Annotated in this window: 26 protein-coding genes; 15 read left to right on the forward strand and 11 right to left on the reverse strand. The window is 60.1% G+C overall.

Translation table 11 applies throughout. The annotated features are described in order from the left end of the window. The first annotated feature begins 27 nt into the window (after window positions 1-27). The 4 genes from WG29040_RS16320 to WG29040_RS16335 are packed head-to-tail and all read left to right on the forward strand — an operon-like array spanning window position 28 to window position 2,566. Window positions 28-426, forward strand: a complete 399-nt coding sequence (locus WG29040_RS16320) for a DUF4426 domain-containing protein (RefSeq protein WP_236010223.1) — start codon at window positions 28-30, stop codon at window positions 424-426. Beyond that, window positions 426-1,022, forward strand: a complete 597-nt coding sequence (gene rdgB, locus WG29040_RS16325; protein WP_004419705.1) for an RdgB/HAM1 family non-canonical purine NTP pyrophosphatase — start codon at window positions 426-428, stop codon at window positions 1,020-1,022. Before WG29040_RS16320 ends, rdgB begins: the two co-directional genes overlap by 1 nt. Then, a complete protein-coding gene (gene hemW, locus WG29040_RS16330) occupies window positions 1,019-2,233 on the forward strand; it encodes a radical SAM family heme chaperone HemW (protein WP_004419708.1) in 1,215 nt (404 codons plus the stop codon). The genes rdgB and hemW overlap by 4 nt, the downstream gene beginning before the upstream one ends. A gap of 9 nt (window positions 2,234-2,242) precedes the next feature. Next, on the forward strand, window positions 2,243-2,566 hold the full coding sequence (locus WG29040_RS16335) for a DUF3392 domain-containing protein (protein WP_004419711.1): 324 nt from the start codon (window positions 2,243-2,245) through the stop codon (window positions 2,564-2,566). A gap of 115 nt (window positions 2,567-2,681) precedes the next feature. Here WG29040_RS16335 and trmB read toward each other — a convergent pair whose 3' ends face one another. From trmB to WG29040_RS16355, 4 genes are all read right to left on the reverse strand, one after another. Next, complete coding sequence (trmB, locus tag WG29040_RS16340) at window positions 2,682-3,401, reverse strand: tRNA (guanosine(46)-N7)-methyltransferase TrmB (RefSeq protein ID WP_004419716.1); 720 nt, start codon at window positions 3,399-3,401, stop codon at window positions 2,682-2,684. Window positions 3,402-3,410: 9 nt separating this feature from the next. Then, on the reverse strand, window positions 3,411-4,205 hold the full coding sequence (locus WG29040_RS16345) for a thiazole synthase (RefSeq protein WP_004419719.1): 795 nt from the start codon (window positions 4,203-4,205) through the stop codon (window positions 3,411-3,413). A gap of 50 nt (window positions 4,206-4,255) precedes the next feature. Next, window positions 4,256-4,456: a sulfur carrier protein ThiS gene (thiS, locus tag WG29040_RS16350; RefSeq protein ID WP_004419723.1), complete on the reverse strand. Its 201-nt coding sequence runs from the start codon at window positions 4,454-4,456 to the stop codon at window positions 4,256-4,258. An 80-nt stretch (window positions 4,457-4,536) separates the two neighbouring features. Beyond that, complete coding sequence (locus WG29040_RS16355) at window positions 4,537-4,908, reverse strand: DUF423 domain-containing protein (RefSeq protein WP_010656711.1); 372 nt, start codon at window positions 4,906-4,908, stop codon at window positions 4,537-4,539. 44 nt (window positions 4,909-4,952) lie between these two features. Between WG29040_RS16355 and mtgA the strand changes: the two genes are divergently transcribed. Further along, a complete protein-coding gene (gene mtgA / locus WG29040_RS16360) occupies window positions 4,953-5,708 on the forward strand; it encodes a monofunctional biosynthetic peptidoglycan transglycosylase (protein ID WP_127196533.1) in 756 nt (251 codons plus the stop codon). A gap of 71 nt (window positions 5,709-5,779) precedes the next feature. On the opposite strand, the gene rpoH is transcribed toward mtgA, so the two are convergent. From rpoH to ftsY, 4 genes are all read right to left on the reverse strand, one after another. Further along, a complete protein-coding gene (gene rpoH, locus WG29040_RS16365) occupies window positions 5,780-6,634 on the reverse strand; it encodes an RNA polymerase sigma factor RpoH (protein WP_004419731.1) in 855 nt (284 codons plus the stop codon). Between the two features lie 113 nt (window positions 6,635-6,747). Then, window positions 6,748-7,770: a permease-like cell division protein FtsX gene (gene ftsX, locus WG29040_RS16370; RefSeq protein WP_004419734.1), complete on the reverse strand. Its 1,023-nt coding sequence runs from the start codon at window positions 7,768-7,770 to the stop codon at window positions 6,748-6,750. Next, window positions 7,767-8,438, reverse strand: coding sequence for a cell division ATP-binding protein FtsE (gene ftsE, locus WG29040_RS16375; protein WP_004419735.1), 672 nt, complete (start codon window positions 8,436-8,438; stop codon window positions 7,767-7,769). The genes ftsX and ftsE overlap by 4 nt, the downstream gene beginning before the upstream one ends. Next, on the reverse strand, window positions 8,435-9,919 hold the full coding sequence (ftsY, locus tag WG29040_RS16380) for a signal recognition particle-docking protein FtsY (protein ID WP_127196534.1): 1,485 nt from the start codon (window positions 9,917-9,919) through the stop codon (window positions 8,435-8,437). Before ftsY ends, ftsE begins: the two co-directional genes overlap by 4 nt. A gap of 355 nt (window positions 9,920-10,274) precedes the next feature. Between ftsY and WG29040_RS16385 the strand changes: the two genes are divergently transcribed. The 5 genes from WG29040_RS16385 to WG29040_RS16405 all read left to right on the forward strand — a co-directional run bounded on the left by WG29040_RS16385 (window position 10,275) and on the right by WG29040_RS16405 (window position 15,736). Then, a complete protein-coding gene (locus WG29040_RS16385; protein WP_004419739.1) occupies window positions 10,275-11,630 on the forward strand; it encodes a pitrilysin family protein in 1,356 nt (451 codons plus the stop codon). Continuing rightward, window positions 11,623-13,113, forward strand: coding sequence for a pitrilysin family protein (locus WG29040_RS16390; RefSeq protein ID WP_010656713.1), 1,491 nt, complete (start codon window positions 11,623-11,625; stop codon window positions 13,111-13,113). The genes WG29040_RS16385 and WG29040_RS16390 overlap by 8 nt, the downstream gene beginning before the upstream one ends. Beyond that, window positions 13,113-13,721: a 16S rRNA (guanine(966)-N(2))-methyltransferase RsmD gene (gene rsmD, locus WG29040_RS16395; protein WP_004419741.1), complete on the forward strand. Its 609-nt coding sequence runs from the start codon at window positions 13,113-13,115 to the stop codon at window positions 13,719-13,721. The genes WG29040_RS16390 and rsmD overlap by 1 nt, the downstream gene beginning before the upstream one ends. Window positions 13,722-13,907: 186 nt before the next feature. After that, window positions 13,908-14,897, forward strand: coding sequence for a hydrolase (locus tag WG29040_RS16400; protein WP_004419742.1), 990 nt, complete (start codon window positions 13,908-13,910; stop codon window positions 14,895-14,897). Beyond that, window positions 14,897-15,736: an AraC family transcriptional regulator gene (locus WG29040_RS16405; RefSeq protein ID WP_029612696.1), complete on the forward strand. Its 840-nt coding sequence runs from the start codon at window positions 14,897-14,899 to the stop codon at window positions 15,734-15,736. The genes WG29040_RS16400 and WG29040_RS16405 overlap by 1 nt, the downstream gene beginning before the upstream one ends. Window positions 15,737-15,781: 45 nt before the next feature. Here the strand turns inward: WG29040_RS16405 and WG29040_RS16410 are convergent, their stop codons facing one another. Together WG29040_RS16410 and WG29040_RS16415 are read right to left on the reverse strand one after the other, a co-directional pair. Next, the gene (locus WG29040_RS16410) at window positions 15,782-16,636 is read right to left on the reverse strand and encodes a sulfurtransferase (RefSeq protein ID WP_004419746.1); all 855 of its coding nucleotides are present in this window, start codon (window positions 16,634-16,636) and stop codon (window positions 15,782-15,784) included. Between the two features lie 30 nt (window positions 16,637-16,666). Beyond that, the gene (locus tag WG29040_RS16415) at window positions 16,667-17,335 is read right to left on the reverse strand and encodes a TetR/AcrR family transcriptional regulator (protein WP_004419748.1); all 669 of its coding nucleotides are present in this window, start codon (window positions 17,333-17,335) and stop codon (window positions 16,667-16,669) included. 166 nt (window positions 17,336-17,501) lie between these two features. On the opposite strand from WG29040_RS16415, the gene WG29040_RS16420 reads away from it, so the two are divergent. The 5 genes from WG29040_RS16420 (at window position 17,502) to WG29040_RS16440 (ending at window position 22,151) form a co-directional block, all read left to right on the forward strand. Continuing rightward, on the forward strand, window positions 17,502-18,932 hold the full coding sequence (locus WG29040_RS16420) for a coniferyl aldehyde dehydrogenase (protein WP_127196535.1): 1,431 nt from the start codon (window positions 17,502-17,504) through the stop codon (window positions 18,930-18,932). A 13-nt stretch (window positions 18,933-18,945) separates the two neighbouring features. After that, window positions 18,946-19,491: a twin-arginine translocation pathway signal protein gene (locus WG29040_RS16425; RefSeq protein ID WP_127196536.1), complete on the forward strand. Its 546-nt coding sequence runs from the start codon at window positions 18,946-18,948 to the stop codon at window positions 19,489-19,491. Window positions 19,492-19,606: 115 nt separating this feature from the next. Continuing rightward, on the forward strand, window positions 19,607-21,202 hold the full coding sequence (locus WG29040_RS16430) for a GMC family oxidoreductase (RefSeq protein ID WP_004419752.1): 1,596 nt from the start codon (window positions 19,607-19,609) through the stop codon (window positions 21,200-21,202). Window positions 21,203-21,317: 115 nt separating this feature from the next. After that, window positions 21,318-21,800 (forward strand): pantetheine-phosphate adenylyltransferase, encoded by a 483-nt coding sequence (coaD, locus tag WG29040_RS16435; RefSeq protein WP_004419754.1) that lies wholly within the window; start codon window positions 21,318-21,320, stop codon window positions 21,798-21,800. 99 nt (window positions 21,801-21,899) lie between these two features. Then, window positions 21,900-22,151 (forward strand): YfhL family 4Fe-4S dicluster ferredoxin, encoded by a 252-nt coding sequence (locus WG29040_RS16440; RefSeq protein WP_004419756.1) that lies wholly within the window; start codon window positions 21,900-21,902, stop codon window positions 22,149-22,151. A 108-nt stretch (window positions 22,152-22,259) separates the two neighbouring features. On the opposite strand, the gene mutM is transcribed toward WG29040_RS16440, so the two are convergent. After that, a complete protein-coding gene (gene mutM, locus WG29040_RS16445) occupies window positions 22,260-23,072 on the reverse strand; it encodes a bifunctional DNA-formamidopyrimidine glycosylase/DNA-(apurinic or apyrimidinic site) lyase (RefSeq protein WP_004419758.1) in 813 nt (270 codons plus the stop codon). Between the last annotated feature and the right edge of the window lie 9 nt (window positions 23,073-23,081).

Consider the following 23,081-nt stretch of genomic DNA (forward strand, 5'->3'; position numbering starts at 1 on the left):
AAGACGATGGGTCGTATTGGATTACTAATGCTTTCAATGTGCTTCGCCATGCAGGCCATGGCGGCTGGCCAGGCCACGGTCGGCGGCACCAAGGTGTATTACAACGCCTATATGTCGGACTTCCTGTCGCCTGAAATTGCAGCCAAATACAAACTGGAACGCAGCAAACAACTGGGTGGCCTGAATATCAATCTGGACACCGCCGGTAAAAAAGTCGCTACCACCGTCAAGGGTACCGTGCGCGTCGAAGGCGAGAAAAAGGCCCGGCCCCTGACCTTCAAGCAAGTGATTGATGACAAGGGGGCGATCGACTACTTCGCTCAATTCCCGGTCAATCAGCCTGCCACCTTCATTTTCGATATCGAGCTCAAGGTCAACGGCGAAACCAAATCCATCGATTACTCCCAAGAGGTCGCTCCGCTCTAATGATCAACTTCACGCAACTGGTACTGGCCAGCCACAACGCCGGCAAACTCAAAGAACTTCAGGCCATGCTCGGCGAGTCGGTGCAGTTGCGCTCGATTGGAGAATTCAGCAGCGTTGAACCGGAAGAAACCGGCTTGTCGTTCGTTGAAAACGCGATTCTTAAAGCGCGCAATGCCGCGCGTATCTCGGGTTTGCCGGCACTGGCCGACGACTCCGGGCTGGCGGTGGATTTTCTCGGTGGCGCGCCGGGTATTTACTCGGCCCGCTACGCCGACGGCAAGGGTGATGCGGCCAACAACGCCAAGCTGCTCGAGGCCCTCAAGGACGTACCCGAAGCCGAACGCGGCGCGCAATTTGTCTGCGTGCTGGCGTTGGTCCGGCACGCCGAAGATCCGTTGCCGATTATCTGCGAAGGCTTGTGGCACGGGCGCATCCTGCCTGCCGCCAGCGGTGCGCACGGTTTCGGTTACGATCCGTTGTTCTGGGTTCCGGAGCGCAATTGCTCCAGTGCCGACCTCAGCCCGGGCGAAAAAAACCAGCTGAGCCATCGGGCCCGTGCCATGGTCTTGCTGCGTCAGCGTCTGGGCCTGAAATGACCCACGACACTCCTCCACAGCCGCTCTATCTGGGTGCGGCTGGCTTTACTCAGCAGGCGCCACGCGCGCCGTTGACGCAATTGCCGCCCCTGTCGCTGTACATCCATATTCCGTGGTGCGTGCGCAAATGCCCGTATTGCGACTTCAACTCCCACACCGCCAGCCCGGTGCTGCCTGAAGACGAGTACGTCGACGCACTGCTGGCCGACCTCGATCAGGACCTGCACGCGGTGTATGGCCGCGAGCTGAGTTCGATCTTCTTCGGCGGCGGCACACCAAGCCTGTTCAGCGCCCGGTCCCTGGGGCGCCTGCTCAAGGGTGTCGAAGCGCGAATTGCGTTCGCCAGCGATATCGAAATCACCCTGGAAGCCAACCCCGGTACTTTCGAGCAGGAAAAGTTCGTGGCTTACCGCAAGCTGGGGATCAACCGGCTGTCGATAGGTATCCAGAGCTTCCAGCAAGAGAAGCTCGAAGCACTGGGCCGCATCCACAACGGTGACGAGGCCGTACGTGCGGCCGGTATGGCACGCCTGGCCGGCTTTGATAACTTCAACCTGGACTTGATGCACGGTTTGCCCGATCAGTCGCTGGACGACGCCCTGAGCGACTTGCGCCAGGCTATCGCCCTGCAGCCGACACACCTGTCCTGGTATCAACTGACGCTGGAACCCAACACGGTATTCTGGAACCAGCCGCCGGTCCTGCCTGAGGACGACACTCTGTGGGACATTCAGGAAGCCGGTCAGGCACTGCTGGCCGAACACGGCTATGCCCAGTACGAAGTTTCGGCTTACGCCCAGCCGGGTCGCCCGGCGCGGCATAACCTGAACTACTGGAGCTTTGGCGACTTTATCGGTATCGGTGCTGGCGCCCACGGCAAATTGAGCCATCCCGATGGCCGCATAATCCGCACCTGGAAAACCCGCCTGCCGAAGGATTACCTGAACCCGGGCAAAAACTTCCAGGCGGGCGAGAAAGTTCTGACTGCCGAAGAGCTACCGTTTGAGTTTCTGATGAACGCCTTGCGCCTGACCGATGGCGTCGATGCTGCGCTCTACCCCGAGCGTACCGGGCTGGCACTCGAAAGCTTGAAAAGCGGACGCGATGCTGCCGAACAAAGCGGCCTATTGCAGGTCGAACCGTCACGCCTGGCAGCAACTGCCCGGGGCCAGCTGTTTCTCAACGACTTGCTGCAGCACTTTCTGATCTAAGGAACTCGAATGGACTTGGTACTAGACCTGCTTGCTACCGTATCGCGCTGGAGCCGCAGCCACCTCTCGGAGATCTCGCTGGCCCTGATCGGCTGCTTGCTGGTGCTGTTCGGTGCCGACTTCAAAGGTTGGGTCGAACAACGTCTGGGAAGTGTTGCCGGCGCCTTGCGTGTGCCCCTGATGGCCTTGTTGTGCCTGGTGGGCAGCGGTGCGGCTCTGATTTACGCCACACCCTGGGTCGAACGCGGCCTCGGCCAGTTCAACAACTACAGCCTGGCGCCGGTGTTGTTGGTGGTGCTGGTGTTGATCGGGGTTGTGGCTGACCGGCGCTGATGCGAAGACTGAAAACATTGTGGGAGCTGGCTTGGCAGCGATGCAGACGACGCGGTTTACCGTCAGACCGCGTTGATGCCATCGCTGGCAAGCCAGCTCCCACAAAGGTTGGTGCTTACAGTTTTTCGAACTTCAGATCCCACACGCCATGCCCAAGACGTTCGCCGCGGCGTTCGAACTTGGTCACCGGGCGCTCGGTCGGGCGCGGTACACAACGGCCATCTTCGGCCAGATTGCGATAGCCCGGCGCGACGTTCATCACTTCCAGCATGTATTCGGCATAGGGTTCCCAGTCGGTAGCCATGTGCAGCACACCGCCGACCTTGAGCTTGGAACGCACCAGTTCGGCAAAGGAAGCCTGCACGATACGGCGCTTGTGGTGACGGCTCTTGTGCCACGGGTCCGGGAAGAACAGCAGCAGGCGATCCAGGCTGTTGTCGGCCACGCAACGGGTCAGTACTTCGATCGCATCGCAATCGTAAACCCGCAGGTTGGTCAGCCCTTGGGTCAGTACGCCATTGAGCAGCGCGCCGACACCCGGACGGTGAACCTCAACCCCGATAAAGTCCTGCTCAGGCGAAGCTGCCGCCATTTCCAGCAAGGAGTGGCCCATGCCGAAACCGATTTCGAGGGTCCGCGGCGCCGAGCGGCCGAATACCTGGTCGAAATCGACCGGCGCATCAGCCAGCGGCAGCACGTACAGCGGCGTGCCCTGGTCAAGGCCACGTTGCTGGCCTTCGGTCATACGCCCGGCGCGCATCACAAAACTCTTGATGCGACGGTGCTGGCGATCTTCGCCTTCTTCCGGGGTTGGGGTGTCGAGTGATTCAGTCATCAGTGGCTCTTACTTGATCAGACCATCCAGCGGCGAAGAGGCGCTGGCATAGAGTTTTTTCGGCATGCGTCCGGCCAGATACGCCAGACGGCCCGCCACAATGGCGTGTTTCATGGCTTCGGCCATGATGATCGGGTGCTGGGCATTGGCGATGGCCGAGTTCATCAGCACCGCCTCGCAGCCCATTTCCATGGCAATGGTGGCGTCGGAGGCAGTACCCACGCCCGCATCCACCAACACCGGAATTTTTGCTTCTTCAAGGATGATCCGCAGGTTGTAGGGATTACAGATCCCCAAGCCGGTGCCAATCAGCCCGGCCAGCGGCATCACGGCGATGCAGCCCATGGCCTCGAGCTCGCGGGCGATGATCGGGTCATCGCTGGTGTACACCATCACGTCGAAACCTTCCTTGACCAGGATCTCTGCGGCCTTGAGGGTTTCGATCACATTGGGGAACAGGGTTTTCTGATCCGCCAGTACTTCCAGCTTGACCAGATTGTGGCCGTCGAGCAGCTCACGGGCCAGGCGGCAGGTGCGTACGGCTTCTACCGCGTCATAGCAACCGGCCGTGTTCGGCAGGATGGTATAGCGATCCGGTGGCAGGATATCGAGCAGGTTCGGCTCGCCAGGGTTTTGCCCGATGTTGGTACGACGCACGGCGACGGTGACAATTTCAGCACCCGATGCCTCGATGGCAAGGCGGGTTTCTTCCATGTCACGGTACTTGCCAGTGCCCACCAACAGGCGCGACTGATAAGTACGGCCAGCCAGGATAAAAGGCTTGTCGCTGCGAACATTGCTCATCGGGAATCCTCTGTAATTGTGTGCACCGCGGGAATGGGTCAAGCGGGGGACTAGCCACCACCGATGGCATGCACCACTTCGACCTGGTCACCTTCTTTGAGCACCGTCCCGGCGTGCTGACTGCGCGGGACGATGTCCAGGTTAAGCTCGACAGCCACTCGACGCCCGGTCAGTTCCTGGCGCGCCAACAGGCTGGCGACGGTCTCGCCGTCCGGCAGTTCAAAAGGTTCACCGTTCAACTGAATGCGCATGCGCGACGCTGCCTTCATTTTAAGGGGCCAGCATTCTATCCCGATCAGTCAGGTCGACCCAAGCCATTCATCTTGCGGACTTAGCTCAAGCGCCAGGCGGCAATGCCCAGGCATAACCATCCGGCCAGAAAAGCCAGACCACCGATGGGCGTAATGATCCCCAGTTTGCTGATACCCGTCAGGGTCAGCAGATACAAACTGCCGGAAAACAGTACGATGCCCAGGGCGAAAAAGACACCGGACCACGTCACCAGGCGACCCGGCAGCTGAGTGGCGAGCAGGGCTACACCGAGCAGGGCCAGGGTATGCACCAACTGGTAGGTAACCCCTGTATGAAAAATGGCCAGGTATTGCTCGCTCAGGCGGCTTTTCAGGCCATGGGCCGCGAATGCGCCAAGGGCCACACCGGTGAAGCCGAAAAAGGCGGCCAGCATCAGAAACACGCGCAACATGGATAACTCCCGTCAGGACTATGGAATGGCGCAGGGTCTGTATAATGGCCCGCTCAACGGGTTCGGCCAAGCCATCTATGCTGCGTATTCTTGTTCATCGCTTTCTCAAAGCCCTGCTCTGGTTCGCAGCGGGCAGCGCATTGCTGGTGCTGATCTTTCGCTGGGTCCCGCCGCCGGGCACTGCGCTGATGGTCGAGCGCAAGGTCGAATCATGGTTCGACGGCGAGCCCATTGACCTGCAACGCAGCTGGCGACCGTGGGATGAAATCAGCGACGAACTTAAAGTCGCGGTCATTGCTGGCGAGGATCAGAAATTCGCCGAGCACTGGGGCTTTGACTTCAGCGCCATCCGCGCCGCTTTCGCTCACAACGAACGGGGCGGGACGTTACGCGGCGCCAGCACGCTGAGCCAGCAAGTCTCGAAAAACCTGTTTCTATGGTCGGGTCGAAGCTGGCTGCGCAAAGGGCTGGAGGCCTGGTTCACCGGGTTGATCGAGGTACTCTGGCCCAAGCAGCGGATTCTCGAGGTGTACCTCAACAGCGCAGAGTGGGATGAGGGAGTATTTGGTGCAGAGGCCGCGGCCCAGCATCACTTTGGCGTGAGTGCCGCCAGATTGAGCCGTCAGCAAGCCAGCTACCTGGCCGCCGTACTGCCCAATCCGCGCAACTGGAGTGCCGGTCGACCTAGCCCGTACGTCAGCCGCCGCGCCAGCTGGATACAGCGACAAATGCGCCAGCTGGGCGGCGACAGCTACCTCGATACCCTGAACACTTCGCGCAAGGCGCCCTGGGCCGAGTAAGCCGGCTCCCGCAGGGACAAACAAAAACGCCCCGACTCGTTAGAGCCGGGGCGTTTTTTTGTCGAGCCCGTTCAGGCGGCAATCGACAGTTTGAGCTTGTTCATCGCGCTTTTTTCCAGCTGACGAATCCGCTCGGCAGACACGTTGTACTTCTGTGCCAGGTCATGCAGCGTAGCTTTCTCTTCAGCCAGCCAGCGCTGATACAGAATGTCGCGGCTGCGATCATCAAGCACTTCCAGCGCTTCATGCAGGTTGCTGGTGGAGTTATCAGTCCAGTCAGCATCCTCCAGTTGACGTGCCGGATCGTACCGGTGGTCTTCCAGGTAGTTGGCTGGCGACTGGAATGCACTGTCGTCGTCAGCTTCGGCTGCCGGGTCGAACGCCATATCATGGCCAGTCAGACGGCTTTCCATCTCGCGAACTTCGCGAGGCTCTACACCGAGGCTTTCAGCCACACGATGAACTTCATCATTGTTCAGCCAGGCCAGACGTTTTTTCTGGCTGCGCAGGTTGAAGAACAGTTTGCGCTGAGCCTTGGTGGTCGCAACTTTCACGATCCGCCAGTTACGCAGAATAAACTCGTGGATCTCTGCCTTGATCCAGTGCACGGCGAACGACACCAGACGCACGCCCATTTCAGGGTTAAAGCGTTTGACCGCCTTCATCAGGCCGACATTGCCTTCCTGGATCAGGTCAGCCTGAGCCAGGCCATAGCCCGAATAGCTACGGGCAATGTGTACAACAAAACGCAGGTGGGCGAGCACCATCTGCCGAGCCGCCCCAAGATCCTGCTCATAGTAGAGACTCTCGGCCAGTTCACGCTCCTGCTCCGGTGTCAGCAGTGGAATGCTGTTCACCGTGTTTACATAGGCCTCAAGGTTCGCACCAGGGACCAACGCATACGCAGGTTGCAAAGAAGTGGTCATACGAATAAACCTCCGTCTCACATAACTCGTGCAGTTCAGCACTGCGAAAGTTGACCGGAAACTCAGGAAAAAGTTCCCAAAAAAAGCTGAAAAGGTCAACAGGCAAAAAGAAACTACTTAGGCGAAAGCTCACGTAAGTGACGCGCTACTGCAATCCATGCACCGATATACCCTAACAGCACCGCGCCAAGCAAGAGAGACAGACCATCGGCTACTGGCACACCGGCCAGGGCAAAACTGCTGCCATACAACCCGGCCAACCCGACTACCGCGTCGTTGAGCCAGTTCAAGCCGAATGCCAATACGCCCCAGGAAAGCACCCCGGCGCCAAAACCATAAAGCGCACCCATATAAAGAAAAGGCCTGCGCACATAACTGTCAGTGCCGCCGACCAGCTTGATGACTTCGATTTCGATACGACGATTCTCGATATGCAAACGAATCGTATTACCAATAACCAGCAGCAAAGCCGATACCAGCAAGACCGTCAAGCCAAACACAAAGCGGTCACCCAATTTCAGAATGGCCGCCAGACGCTCGACCCAGACTAGATCAAGTTGCGCCTGTTGCACTTTCGGCAACTCCGAAAGACGCTCGCGCAGAGCCTCGAGGGTGGCTTTATCGACCTCATTCGGGGTCACCAGCACCACGCCCGGCAACGGATTATCCGGAAGCTCTTTAAGCGCTTCCCCCAAGCCGGATTGCTGCTGGAACTCTTCAAGGGCCTTTTCGCGGCTGATGAATTCAGCGTCAGCCACGCCAGCCATACCTTTTATCTGATTACTCAATTGCTCGCCTTGCGAGCTGTCGGCATCCAGTTGCAGGTACAGCGAAATCTGCGCCGCACGCTGCCACGAACCGCCCAGACGCTCGACGTTGTTAAGCAAAAGCGAGAGCCCCATTGGCAAGCTCAGCGCGACTGCCATCACCAGGCAGGTGAAGAAGCTGCCAATCGGCTGCTTGCCAAGACGCTTCAGGCTGTCGAGCAAACTGGCGCGATGGGCCTCAACCCAGGCCCGGAACAACATCGAGAAACCCGGGCCATCGTCATCGTCATGCTTTTTCCTGGCCGGCTGCGGATCTGCGGCCTTGGGTGCTACACGTTCGGAAACCTTGGAGCCGCGTGTCGCACTCATTGCGCGGCCTCCCCGTCGCCAATCAATCGCCCGCGCTGCAGGGTGAGCATGCGGTGGCGCATGCGTGCAATCAGCGCCAGGTCATGGCTGGCGATCAGTACGCTGGTGCCCAAACGGTTGATGTCTTCAAATACGCCCATGATTTCCGCCGCCAGACGCGGGTCGAGGTTGCCGGTGGGTTCGTCGGCCAGCAGCAAGGCTGGACGATGGACGATGGCCCGGGCAATACCGACGCGTTGTTGCTGGCCCGTGGACAAGTCACCGGGATACAGATCGGTTTTGTCCGACAGCGCCACACGCTCAAGTGCCGAGTCGACACGCTTGGCGATTTCAGGCTTGGACAGCCCGAGAATCTGCAGCGGCAAGGCCACGTTATTGAACACCGTGCGATCAAACAGCAGTTGGTGGTTCTGGAACACCACACCGATCTGACGGCGCAGAAAAGGAATTTGCGCGTTGCTGATCTGCCCCAGATCCTGCCCCGCCAGCAGCAGTTTGCCGGTGGTCGGGCGCTCCATAGCCAGTAACAGCCGGAGCAGGGTGCTTTTACCTGCGCCGGAATGACCGGTTACAAAAAGGAACTCGCCGCGACGGACCCGAAAGCTCAGCTCGTGCAGGCCCACGTGTCCATTTGGATAGCGCTTACCGACCTGCTCGAAACGAATCATGGACGCTCCCGCTCCGCAAACAGAGCCTGGACAAAGGGTTCGGACTCAAAGTCCCGTAGATCATCGATGCCTTCGCCGACACCGATAAAACGAATAGGAATATTGAACTGCTTGGCCAGGGCGAAGATCACCCCGCCCTTGGCCGTGCCATCCAGCTTGGTCAGCGCCAGGCCGGTAAGGGCCACGGTCTGATTGAACTGCTTGGTCTGGCTGATCGCGTTCTGCCCGGTGCCGGCATCCAGTACCAGCAGCACTTCGTGCGGGGCGTCTTCGTCGAGCTTGCCGATCACCCGGCGAACTTTTTTCAGTTCTTCCATCAGGTTGTCTTTGGTGTGCAGGCGTCCGGCAGTATCGGCGATCAACACGTCGATGCCCCGCGCCTTGGCGGCTTGCACGGCGTCAAAAATCACCGAAGCCGAGTCGGCGCCAGTGTGCTGGGCGATCACCGGGATATTGTTGCGCTCCCCCCACACCTGCAACTGCTCGACCGCGGCGGCACGGAACGTATCGCCGGCGGCGAGCATGACTTTTTTGCCTTCAAGCTGGAGCTTTTTCGCCAGCTTGCCGATGGTGGTGGTCTTGCCCGCGCCATTGACGCCGACCACCAGAATGACGAATGGCTTGTTTTTCGCTTCGATTTTCAGCGGCTGCTCTACCGGTTTGAGCATGGCAGCCAACTCGGCCTGCAACGACTTGTACAGTGCATCGGCGTCGGTCAGCTGCTTGCGCGCAACCTTTTGAGTCAGGTTTTTGATAATCACCGAGGTGGCTTCAACACCAACGTCTGCGGTGAGCAGGCGGGTTTCAATCTCGTCGAGCAGATCGTCATCGATGATTTTTTTGCCCAGGAACAGGCTGGCCATGCCTTCGCCGATGCTGGCGCTGGTTTTCGACAGCCCCTGCTTGAGGCGGGCAAAGAAGCCGACCTTGGCTTGCGCAGCTGGAGCTTCAGCTACCACCACCGGAGCCGCAACTGCTGGCGCAGGGACCACAGGCGCAGCAACAGCTTGCGGCTCGACAACTACGACCGGCTCTGGCTCTGGCTCTGGCTCTGGCTCTGGCTCTGGTGCAACAGGCTCGACGAAGGTTTCAAGCACTTCAAGCACTTCGACCACAGGCTCCGGCGCGATGACCGGGGCGCTGACCGCGACCTCGATCTCCGGTTCCGGAATGGAAGGCACGATATACGGCGCCTGCAGGTCCTTGACCAGCGCAACGGGTTCCTCGGGCACTGGCAGCGGCGGCCATGGCTCGGCAGCGGCTGGCGATTCAACAGCAGGCGCCTGTGCAACCACAACCACTTCAGGCGTTGGCTCGACAACCACCGCAGTGGCCTCAATCAACGGCTCAGGGGTGATTTCGGGTGCGGGTGCAGGCTGCTCAACGACGGTTTCCTGCGGCTTTCTGCGCAGCCATCCGAACAGGCCTTTTTTCTCGCCAGCCGCAGCTGGGTTCTTCTTGTCGTCGTTGGAACCAAACATGGAGGACGGCTATCTCATCGTAGCGAAGCGCCACTGTGGCGCCCCGGCAAATAATATTCGGTGTGAAACAGACTGTTTTTTTGTCAGCTCGTTCGCACGCACCTTGATCAGAGGGTAAAGCACACCCCTGAAACTTCGTCTTAACTCGGAACTGGAACGGGAAAATCGGCAAAAAAGCTAAATTTACCGGGATACATTCACACTTCCAGGCTGGCTCCTATACTGCCCGATCAATCGTCGTCTGATCGTCAAAGGCCTGATAGGCGTGGCCGCCAGTAAAACGGATCAGTATCCTAGCACCTCCTCACCCGCTGACGCTAAGGCCAAGCGGGCAGCCCAACAGGTTTAAAAACGAATGAATGCTCTAGCCCGCCGCGCTGCTGGCCTGTTGCTCAGCACAGTTTTGCTCCCGCTTTCGGCCCTGGCGGCCGACCAGCAACCCACCCACGAGTTTCGCCTGGACAATGGCCTGAAGGTCATCGTGCGCGAAGACCATCGCGCGCCAGTGGTGGTATCCCAGGTCTGGTACAAAGTGGGTTCCAGTTACGAGACCCCGGGCAAGACCGGCCTGTCCCATGCTCTTGAGCACATGATGTTCAAAGGCAGTAACAAGGTCGGCCCCGGCGAAGCCTCGTTGATCCTGCGCGACCTCGGCGCCCAGGAAAACGCTTTCACCAGCGATGACTACACCGCCTATTACCAGGTATTGGCCCGCGACCGCCTGGCGGTTGCCTTCGAGCTCGAAGCCGACCGCATGGCCAGCCTTCGCTTGCCGCCTGAAGAGTTCAAGCGCGAGATCGAGGTCATTAAAGAAGAACGCCGCCTGCGTACCGACGATCAGCCGATGAGCAAGGCCTTCGAACTGTTCAGCGCCATGGCCTACCCGTCCAGTGGTTATCACACGCCGACCATCGGCTGGATGGTGGACCTGGAGCGCATGAGCGTTGGCGAACTGCGCGCTTGGTATGAAGAGTGGTACGCACCGAACAACGCTACCCTGGTGGTGGTGGGAGACGTAACACCGGATGAAGTCAAAGCCTTGGCCCAGCGCTATTTCGGCCAGGTGGCCAAACGCGAAGTGCCTGTCGCCAAAGTCCCGCTGGAACTGCCGACCCCCGGTGAGCGCCTGCTCAAGATCCACGTGCAGACCCAACTGCCAAGCCTGATTCTGGGCTTCAACGTGCCAAGCATTGCCACCGCCAAAGACCCGGTTACTGCCAACGCCCTGCGCCTCATTTCGGCACTGCTGGATGGTGGCTACAGCGCACGTATGCCAACCCAGCTGGAGCGCGGCGAAGAGCTGGTGTCCGGCGCTTCGTCCAATTACAACGCCTTCACCCGTGGCGACAGCCTGTTCATGCTTTCGGCAATGCCCAACAGCCAGAAAAAAGTCACTCTGGCCCAGGCCGAAGCCGGCTTGTGGCGCATGCTCGATGACCTGAAAAAAACCCCGCCATCGCCACAGGAACTGGAGCGAGTGCGCGCCCAGGTGATCGCAGGCCTGGTTTATGAGCGCGACTCGATCACCAGCCAGGCCACCTCGATTGGCCAGCTGGAGACCGTGGGCCTGTCGTGGAAGCTGATGGATACCGAGCTGCAAGACCTGCAAAAGGTCACCCCGGCCGATATCCAGCAAGCCGCCCGCACTTATTTCACTCGCGACCGCCTCAGCGTTGCGCATGTACTGCCCGAGGAGAAAACCCATGAGTGAGCGTAAAGGTTCCCGCTACGCCCTGCTCGGCCTGAGCGCTGCAATACTGGCCGGCGTACTCGGCTACTATTTCGTCAGCCCCTCGGTCTCCGTGGCCAGCCAGGCACTGGATCAGGCCAAGGCCGAGCACAAGCTCGAGTCTCTGACCGAACTCGACGGCAAGGCCCCCAGCCATCGCGCATTGAATGTACAAACCTGGAAAACCGCCGAAGGCTCCAAAGTTCTGTTCGTTGAAGCCCGCGAGCTGCCGATGTTCGACCTGCGCCTGACCTTCGCCGCCGGCAGCAGCCAGGACGAAAACACCCCGGGCCTGGCACTGCTGACCAACGCCATGCTCAATGAAGGCGTGGCAGGCAAGGACGTCGGGGCCATCGCCCAGGGCTTTGAAAGCCTGGGTGCGGATTTCGGCAACGGGGCCTATCGCGACATGGCTGTAGTGTCATTGCGCAGCTTGAGTGACCCGGCCAAGCGCACACCGGCGCTCAACCTGTTTGCCGAAGTGGTTGGCCAGCCAACCTTTCCGGCCGACTCCCTGGCGCGGATCAAAAACCAGTTGCTCGCCAGCTTTGAATACCAGAAGCAGGATCCGGGCAAGCTGGCCAGCGATGAACTGTTCAAGCGTCTGTACGGTAATCACCCTTATGCCCACGCAAGCGATGGCAACGCTCAAAGCATCGCTGCGGTCACCATCGATCAGCTCAAGGCGTTCCACAACAAGGCTTACACCGCCGGCAACGCGGTGATCGCGATCGTTGGCGATCTGTCTCGCGCAGAAGCCGAAGCCATGGCCGCTCAAGTGTCGGCCGCGCTGCCCAAAGGCCCTGCAGTCGCCAAAACCGTAGAGCCCGGCGAACCCAAGGCTGGCCAGACCCACATCGAATTTCCGTCCAAGCAGACCCACCTGCTGCTGTCCCAGCTTGGAATTGACCGCGACGATCCGGACTATGCCGCACTGGCCCTGGGTAACAGCATTCTCGGTGGCGGTGGCTTCGGTACGCGCCTGATGACTGAAGTACGCGAGAAACGCGGCCTGACCTACGGCGTGTATTCCGGCTTCAGCCCGATGCAGGCACGCGGGCCGTTCATGATCAACCTGCAGACCCGTGCCGAATTGAGCGAAGGTACGCTCAAACTGGTGCAAGACATTCTGGCTGACTACCTGAAAAACGGTCCGACGCAAAAAGAACTCGACGATGCCAAGCGTGAATTGGCGGGCAGCTTCCCGCTGTCAAATGCCAGCAACGCGGCAATCGTCGGCCAACTGGGCGCAATGGGCTTCTATGATATGCCTCTGGACTATCTGGAAACCTTCATGCAGCAGTCCCAAAGCCTGACTAAAGAGCAGGTCAAGGACGCCATGAACAAGCACCTGAGCGCCGACAAACTGGTCGTGGTGACCGCCGGACCAACTGTGCCGCAAAAACCACTGCCACCTCCTACCGATAAACCTTCAGAGCAACCTCTTGGGGTTCCGGAGCATTAATGGCAAAGCCTAAAAACACATCGCACTCGGGTGCTGGTCAGTTACGCATCATTGGCGGGGAATGGCGCAGCCGCAAGCTGGACTTCCCCCACGTAGAAGGTCTGCGCCCGACGCCGGACCGTGTACGTGAAACCCTGTTCAACTGGCTGACCCCGGACATCGTCGGCGCCAAGGTGCTGGACGTGTTCGCCGGCAGCGGCGCGCTGTTCCTGGAGGCACTGTCACGCGGCGCAGCCAAAGGCGTGGCTCTGGACAGCAACCGCGATGCGATTTCCAACATCCGCGAAAACATGGGCATCCTGCGCTGCACCACCGGCGAAGTTCAGCAGACCAACGCCCTGAACTACCTGGCGACGCCTGCGACCGAAGTGTTTGACGTGGTGTTCCTCGATCCGCCCTTCAACCTGGACCTGCTCAAGCCGGCATGCGACCTGCTGGAACAGAACGGTTGGCTGGCTGACAACGCCTGGATCTACACCGAAAGCGAGCGCCGCCCTTCGGAGCTGGGCCTGCCTGCCAACTGGCGCCTGCACCGTGAACAAAAGGCCGGCGGCGTGAATTACGCCCTGTGGGAGCGCGAAGCAGCGCCAACAGCCGCCGCAGAGTAACAACGCCATGCCCGCGGGGTTTATTCAAACCCCGTGGTGCATCAGGCGCGTTCACCGCCTCTTACTTCGTCAACGACTACTGTCTCGGGCCGCTGTTGTGGCAAGCTAGCCAATCACTGCATCAGTTAGCGCAAGAGAATTCCAGTGCCATCCTTAGCTGCCCCTGTATCACTTCCTGAATCGTTCATGGCGGCCCATGGCCTGCGCAATCCCCATTTACAAACCCTGTGGGGCCCGCTGTGGCGCAAACGGCCGGTGGTTGAACACCGCCGCGAGCGCCTGTGGCTGGCAGATGGTGACTTTCTCGATCTGGACTGGCACGGCACCCCTTCAACCGATGCACCCATAGTGCTGGTATTGCATGGCCTGACCGGCTCATCGGCGTCGCACTATGTCGCAGGCCAGCAACGGGCCCTCGCCACGCAAGGCTGGACCAGTGTCGCCCTGAACTGGCGCGGCTGCTCCGGCGAACCCAATCTGCTGGCGCGCAGTTATCACTCCGGCGCCAGCGAAGACCTGGCGGCAGCCGTGGCACACTTGCGCGCCACCCATCCGCTGGCCCCGCTGTTCGCCGTCGGCTATTCACTGGGCGGCAACGTATTGCTCAAATACCTGGGTGAAAGCGGCAACGAAAGTGGCTTGCAGGGTGCGGTGGCGGTGTCGGTGCCGTTTCGCCTCGACCAGTGCGCCGACCGGATTGGCCAGGGTTTCTCCAAGGTCTACCAGGCGCATTTCATGCGTGAAATGCTGGTCTATGTCACGAACAAGCAGCGGCAGTTTCGCCACGATGCCCGGCATGAGCCGCTGGCCACGCTGGACAACCTGGGCTCCCTGAAATCGCTGCGCAAAATGCGCACCTTTTGGGAGTTCGATGACCGGGTCACCGCACCACTCAACGGTTACCTGAATGTCGATGACTACTACCGTCGCGCCTCCAGCCGGTACTTTTTGGCCGCCATCGACACTCCGACCCTGATTATCCACGCCGTGGACGACCCGTTCGTGTTCAAACACAGCATCCCCGAGGCCAGCGAACTGTCCGGGTGCACCACACTTGAGCTGCATGCCAGGGGGGGCCATGTCGGATTTATCGAAGGCTCCCTTAAAACCCCGGGCTACTACCTCGAACGGCGCATCCCGCAATGGCTGGCGAGCCTCAGGCCCGGGCCCGGGTAATGAGCAGCGAGCAGGGTGAGTCGATCCGGTTCTGGCAAACGCCACCGCTGACAGGTGTCGAGTTGCTCACCGCGCGCTATATCGAACACCGCTTCGTACCCCATGTGCATGATGGTTTTGTGATCGGCATGATCATGGACGGGGCCCAGCGCTATCGTTATCGCGGGGCTGAGCATCTGGCCTGCTCCGGCACCCTGGTTCTGATCAACCCGGACGAAGTGCACAACGGGCACAAAGGCCATGATGCCGGCTGGCGCTACCGGGCGTTCTATCCCGACAACGCGCAACTGCACGGCCTGCTGGAAGAGCTCGGCTTGCCCGGCATGCACTTGCCGACCTTCAATGACACCCTGATTCACGACCCCGACCTGTTCAACGGCTTGTGCCGGCTGCACCAATTGCTCGAAGGCCCGGAGTCGGCACTGCATCAACAAACGGTCTGGCGACAAATGATGCTGGCGCTGCTCAATCGCCATGCCCGCCTGCCAATGCCGGCCAAGCCGGGCATTGAACATCGCGCCGTACGTCAGGCCAAGGAGCTGCTGCAGGCCCGTCTCGCCGAACCGCCCTCCCTGGAACAGCTGGCAGCGGCGGTCAATCTGTCGGCATTCCATTTGGCCCGGGTGTTTCAACGCGCGACGGGCATGCCACCGCACACCTGGCTGATGCAGCAACGTATTGCCCACGCCAGAGCCTTGCTGAAAAAGGGTTGTTTGCCGCTGCAAGTGGCTACGCAATTGGGTTTTGCCGATCAAAGCCATCTGAGCCGGCAATTCAAGAAAGTCTACGGTGTGGGCCCCGGCGCCTATCGCGCAGCCAGTGCCCATAAACACCCGTAGTCGCAGCCTTCGCGCCTGCGCAGCGACCAGGTTACAGCGCGGGCATCAATCGCCGGTAGCAATGCCCCGCTCAGGATCGTTGATCCATTCGCTCCACGAGCCCGCATAGAGCTTACCCAGCGGATAACCGGCCAACCCCAGTGCAAACAGGTTATGGCACGCCGTCACGCCGGAGCCGCAGTAGGCCACCAGCTCTTGCGCAGAACGACCGCCGAGCTGCTCGGCGAAACGCTTTTTGAGTTGATCTGCAGGTAAAAAACGCCCGCTGCTGTCGAGGTTCTCGCTGAACGCTGCACATTGCGCACCCGGAATATGCCCGGCAACAGGGTCGATAGGTTCAACTTCGCCGCGAAAACGTGGTCGGGCACGGGCGTCGATCAAGGTCAGGTCCGGATCGCCCAGGCGCTTGTGCAAGTGCTCGGCATCGACCAGCAAACGCTTGTCGAGCTTGCCTTCCAGGTTGCCACGGGGCTTGACCACAGCATCCAGACTCAGCGGGAAACCTGCGCCATGCCAGGCCTTGAGGCCGCCATCGAGGATAAACACGCCGTCGCGCTTGCCCAGCCAGGTCAGCAACCACCATGCCCGGGCGGCATAGACCCCCGGACCGTCGTCATACAGCACCACATCGCTGTCGTCATTGATGCCCCATGCGCGCAGTCGCTCAAGCAACACCTGTGGCTCGGGCAACGGGTGACGGCCCGTTACACCTTTGATCACGGGGCCGCTCAAATCACGTTCAAGGTCAGCAAATTGCGCACCGGCTATATGCCCTTCGGCATAGCTGCAACGACCATAGTCGGGGTCTTCAAGGGCGAAACGGCAATCCAGAATAACCAGACCGGGCAGTTCCTGGCGTTCGCTCAGGGCTTGAGGGCTGATCAGTTGCGCGACGGGCATAGGGAACTCCTGTGAGGGGGTGAAATGCATTTATTGAACGTGCAGCGCGTGCTCCAGCGGGACGTAGTAATCCTTGATCAGTTCATCGAAGTCTGCCCGGCCCTGAGCGGTGACAAAGCCCGATTCCAGGACCAGCAGTTGATACACCCCGCGCTTGATGGCCTGCTCACTGAGCTGATCGTTGTTCTCCCGGGTAGTACACAGAAAACTGACCCATGAGGTGAGAATGATCCACGCGTTAAGGGTCAGCGACTCGATTTGCAGGGGGGTCATGCACATAAGCCCGGCATCGACAAAACCGCGGTAAATCGCTTGCGCCTGACGCAGACAGTTCTGGGAAAAGACCCGGTAACGGGCGGCAAGCTCAGTGTCGCTGTGCAGCAAGTGCTCGATATCACGGTACAAAAAGCGATAGCGCCACATGGCATCCAGCAACTGCTGCAAGTACTGACGCTTGTCTTCAACACTGGCCATACGCCCTTCGGGCGGGCGCAGAAACCTCAACACCAACGCCTCATACTCGCTGAACAATACCGAGATGATCGCCTGCTTGTTAGGGAAGTGGTAATACAGATTGCCCGGTGAAATTTCCATGTGCGCGGCAATGTGGTTGGTGCTCACACTGCGCTCGCCCAGCTGATTGAACAGCTCCAGACTGCTATTGACGATGCGCTGGCTGGTTTTTATTCGTGGGGCCATGGGCTTCTTGGGCTTTAATGAAAAACGAAAGACATCTTACGACCTTACCCGTCATCGTTAAACCTCACGGATAAGCGCCCCTCATTGACAGCTTAGAGCATAGGCTCTAAAAGCATGATTGCTCTCAAATAAAAATAACCCGCAAGCCTTCCGCCCGGAGCAAACCATGTCTGTCGACAGCGCCCCCCGCCAAGACGCCTCAGCCGTGCTGAGCGATCTCCATTCCCTGCTCGACACCCAACGTCTGGCTTATGCGGCTCACCCCTATCCGCCACTCGCCCAGCGCCAGCAATGGCTGAAAAGTTTGCGCAAGTTACTGAGTGATGAGCGCGAAGTGCTGATCGACGCCATCAGCCAGGACTTCAGCCACCGCAGCCCTGACGAAACCCTGTTTGCCGAGCTGATGCCCAGCCTGCACAGCATTGATTACACCCTTAAGCATTTGAAGCGCTGGATGCAGCCCTCGTCCCGCAGCGTAGGGGTGATGTTCCAGCCGGCCAGCGCCAAAGTGGTGTATCAGCCCCTGGGCGTAATCGGCATTATCGTGCCGTGGAACTACCCGCTGTACCTGGCCATGGGCCCTTTGATCGGGGCATTGGCGGCGGGTAACCGGGTAATGCTCAAACTCAGCGAGTTCACCCCGGCCACAGGGCACTGGCTCAAGAACTTGCTGGGGCGCATCTTCCCCGAAGACATGGTTGCCGTAGTACTGGGTGAAGCCGATGTGGCGGTGGCATTCTCCGGCCTGGCATTTGATCACTTGCTGTTCACCGGCTCGACCCACGTAGGCAAGCAGGTCATGCGGGCAGCTGCCGACAACCTGACCCCGGTAACCCTGGAGCTGGGCGGCAAGTCGCCAGCCATCGTATCGGCCGATGTACCGCTCAAGGATGCTGCCCAACGTATCGCCTGGGGCAAAACCCTCAACGCCGGGCAGACCTGCATCGCTCCGGATTACGTGCTGGTGCCGCGAGACCGGGTCGATGACTTTGTTGAGGCCTACCGCCAGGCCGTGCACAGTTTTTATCCGACCCTGATCGACAACCCGGACTACACCGCAATCATCAATGAACGCCAACTGGCGCGCCTTGATCGCCTGCAAACCGATGCCACTCTGAAGGGTGCACGCCTGATACCGCTGTACGAGCAAGGCCAGGGGCGGCGCATGCCCCACGCCCTGCTGCTGGGTGTAAACGACGAGATGCAGGTGATGCAGGACGAAATCTTCGGCCCGCTGCTGCCCGTCGTGGCCTACGGCGACCTGCAGCAAGCGCTGGATTACATCAATGCCAGACCGCGCCCGCTGGCGCTTTACTACTTCGGCTACAACAAGCCCGAGCAGCAGCGGGTCATCCTGCACACCCACTCTGGCGGCGTGTGCATCAATGACACCCTGCTGCATGTGGCCATCGACGACCTGCCGTTTGGCGGTGCAGGGCATTCCGGCATGGGCCATTACCACGGTCATGAAGGCTTTGTGACCTTCAGCAAAGCCAAGGGGGTGCTGGTTAAACAGCGCCTCAACAGCTCGCTGATGATTTACCCGCCTTATGGCCGCCAACTGGTACGCCTGATCCAGAAGCTGTTTATCCGCTAGTCGAAGGTGGCCCATGCCTGAATTGAGGGTTGAAGAGGTTCTGCTATCGCGTCGGGGCGTACTCAAAGTCGGCCTGTGGACCAGTGCATTTTTGACCTGCGCCGGGCTCGGCGCCAGTCTGAGTGGCTGCTCGCCCGGCAGTAGCGCCAGCGGCTTCGCCTTGTTGCGCAGCAGTGATCTGACTTTTTTGCGGGCACTGATCCCGGTGATGCTTGCGGGTAGCGTGGGAGCCCCGGCTGTTCCCGGTGCGGCCGATGCCACCTTGCATCAGCTGGACCACAACCTTGCTCACTTGTCCCCCGAACTGCTCAAGCTGACTCGGCAACTGTTCGATGTGCTGGCCATGCCGGTAACACGGGGCCCGTTGACCGGGGTCTGGGGTGGCTGGGAGAGCGCCAGCCCCGAACAGATTCAGGATTTTTTGCAACGCTGGCAAAACAGCAGCCTGAACCTGCTGCGCATGGGTCACGGCTCGCTGGTGCAACTGGTGATGATGAGCTGGTACGAACGCCCCGAGTCCTGGGCCGGGTGCGGGTATCCGGGCCCGCCGAAGATCTGACTGACCCCGTACAACCCGTAGGAGCGAGCTTGCTCGCGAGCTGTTAAACGCGGCGACGAAGAGCTCGCGAGCAAGCTCGCTCCTACACACCCCATTGCCACCATGGAAGTCCTTTATGCCCGTACCTGATCCGTTCCGCGAAGGCATGGCCCGAGGCTGGAAAACCCGGGATGGCTCGCAACTCGACAGCGACCTGACGCTCGAAGCCGATGTAGTGATTGTCGGTAGCGGTGCAGGCGGCGGCACCACGGCCGAGATTCTTAGTGCCGCCGGTTACAGGGTCTTGCTGATCGAGGAGGGCCCGCTCAGGACCAGCAGTGATTTCAGGCTGCTGGAAGACGAGGCCTACTCCAGTCTTTATCAGGAAGGCGTCGGGCGCATGAGCAAAGACGGCGCCATCAGCATCCTCCAGGGGCGGGCCGTGGGCGGTACGACCCTGGTCAACTGGACTTCAAGCTTTCGCACCCCCGCCCCCACCCTGGAGCACTGGGCCCGGGAACACGCGGTCGCCGGCCACAGTGAGGCGCAGATGGCACCATGGTTCGAGCAGATGGAACAGCGGCTTGGCGTCGCGCCCTGGCTGATCCCGCCCAACGCCAATAACGAGGTGATCCGCACCGGTTGCGAAAAGCTCGGCTACAGCTGGCATGTGATCCCGCGCAATGTGCGCGGCTGCTGGAACCTGGGCTACTGCGGCATGGGCTGCCCGACCAATGCCAAACAATCGATGCTGGTGACCACCATCCCCGCCACCCTCGAACAGGGCGGCGAATTGCTGTATCTGACCCGCGCCCGGCGGCTGCTGATCAGCGGCGACCAGGTTACCGGGCTGGAGTGCCAGGCCATGGACAGCCGCTGCGTGGCGCCCACCGGCCGCACAATCATGGTCAAGGCCCGGCACTATGTGCTGTCCGGCGGCGGCATCAACACCCCCGGCCTGCTGCTGCGTTCAGAGGCACCCGACCCCCACGGACGACTCGGTAAACGGACGTTTCTGCACCTGGTCAACTTTTCTGCGGCGCAGTTTCCTGCGGCCATCAATCCGTTTTACGGCGCCCCGCAATCGATTTACTCCGATCATTTTCAGTGGAAAGACGGCACCAGCGGGCCCATGGGCTACAAACTCGAGGTGCCGCCGCTGCATCCGGCCCTGGCGGCCACAATTTTTGCCAGCTTTGGCCAGACCAGCGCCGGGCACATGGCGCAACTGCCCAATACCCATATGATGCTGGCGTTGATGCGCGACGGTTTTCATCCCGACAGCCCCGGCGGCAGTGTCGAGTTGCGTGCTGATGGCAGTCCGGTGCTCGATTACAGCCTCACGCCCTACGTCTGGGACGGTCTCAAGCGTGCCCTCCACAGCATGGCCGAGATCCAGTTCGCGGCAGGCGCCAGCGCCGTCATGCCGCTGCACAGTGATGCGCAATACATGACCAGCCTTGGCCAGACACGTGACCGAATCGACAGTTTGAGCCTTGAGTTGTATCGCACCCGCCTTGCCAGTGCCCATGTCATGGGTGGCTGTGCAATGGGCGAAAACCCGCAACTGGCGGTTACCGACAGCCTTGGGCGCCATCATCAATTGGGTAATGTATCGGTCCACGATGGCTCTTTATTCCCCACCAGCATTGGGGCCAACCCGCAATTGTCGGTGTACGGGCTCACGGCGAAACTGGCAACAGAGCTGGCCGCGCGCCTGAAAAATCCGTGAAAAAGTAGTTAATTGGCCACGTCTATAGTGCTTTCTTCTGCGAATGGCGACTTGGCCGACCGGGAATGCTGCGATACCATCCGACTCCCCAACGGATTCCCGCCAGGACGACGCGATGAACCGAGTGTTGTACCCAGGTACATTTGACCCTATTACCAAGGGCCACGGCGATCTGGTCGAACGCGCCTCGCGCCTGTTCGATCACGTGATCATTGCTGTCGCTGCCAGCACCAAAAAAAACCCGCTATTCCCTCTGGAACAGCGTGTGGAGCTGGCACGTGAAGTCACCAAGCACCTGCCCAATGTGGAGGTAGTCGGCTTCTCGACGCTGCTCGCGCACTTTGCCAAAGAACAGAACGCCAATGTCTTTCTGCGTGGCCTGCGTGCCGTGTCGGACTTCGAATACGAGTTCCAGCTGGCGAACATGAATCGCCAACTGGCCCCCGACGTCGAAAGTCTGTTCCTCACGCCGTCAGAGCGTTATTCGTTCATTTCGTCGACATTGGTCCGGGAAATCGCGGCATTAGGTGGCGATATCAACAAATTCGTGCACCCGGCCGTGGCCGATGCCCTCACCGAGCGCTTTCGCAAGAAGTGACCGCTGAAGCGGCGCCCGCGTGCACTGCGGGCGCCAATGCGGCACAATTGCCGCATTCGATTTCAGTTGCCCGGGCCGAGCGCCCCGGCAGGAGTACCCATGTCCCTGATCATCACCGACGATTGCATTAACTGCGACGTCTGCGAACCCGAGTGTCCGAACGCTGCCATTTCCCAGGGCGAAGAGATCTATGTGATCGACCCGAACCTGTGTACCCAGTGCGTGGGCCACTACGATGAGCCGCAATGCCAGCAGGTCTGCCCGGTTGACTGCATCCCGCTGGATGAAGCCCACCCGGAAACCGAAGAACAGCTGATGGCCAAATACAAGGCAATCACCGGCAAGGCCTGACCTTGTCGGCCATTGCTTTAATGCGCCGAACCTGAAAAGCCACAGTGCCTGAATCGCTGGCCAGCCAGCTCCCGCGATGACAGCCGGCCAGCGCCTGCTGTGTTCCTGTCAGCTCTGGCAGCGCGGGCAGAACACGCTGGCGCGCTGGCCCAGCTTGACCTCGCGCAACTCGGTGCCACAGACCTTGCAGGGCTGGTAGCCACGCCCGTAAACAAACAGCTCTTGCTGGAAGTAGCCAGGTTGTCCGTCGCCCCCGATAAAGTCGCGCAAGGTGGTGCCTCCACGCTCAATCGCCGCGGCCAGAATCCGCTTGATCTCGATCGCCAGCTTCAAATAGCGCGCCCGTGAGATGCTTTTGGCTTCGCGACGCGGATCAATGCCGGCAGCAAACAGCGCTTCAGTCGCGTAGATATTGCCCACGCCCACCACCACTGCGTTATCCATGATGAACGGCTTGACGGCCATCGAACGCTTGCGCGACAGCTGAAACAGCCGCTCACCGTCAAACAGATCGGTCAGTGGCTCCGGCCCGAGGCGCAGCAGCAATTCATGGTTCAGGGGGTCGAGGCTCCAGAGCATCGCACCGAAACGTCGCGGGTCGGTGTAGCGCAATGCCAGGCCCGACTCCAGCTCGATGTCTACATGCTCGTGCCTGGCCGCCGGCAGCCCGGCCTCTACCAGGCGCAGGTTGCCCGACATGCCCAAATGGCTGATCAGCGTCCCGACTTCGGCGTTAATCAGCAGATACTTGGCGCGCCGCTCCACCAGCACGATCTTCTGCCCCGACAGACGCACATCCAGGTCTTCCGGGATCGGCCAGCGCAAACGGCGCTCGCGCACAATCACCCGGCTGACCCGCTGACCTTCAAGGTGCGGGGCAATGCCCCGGCGGGTGGTTTCGACTTCAGGTAATTCAGGCACGGGAGGCTC

This window comes from Pseudomonas sp. PAMC 29040 (assembly GCF_003994535.1).
Lineage (GTDB): Bacteria > Pseudomonadota > Gammaproteobacteria > Pseudomonadales > Pseudomonadaceae > Aquipseudomonas > Aquipseudomonas paraversuta.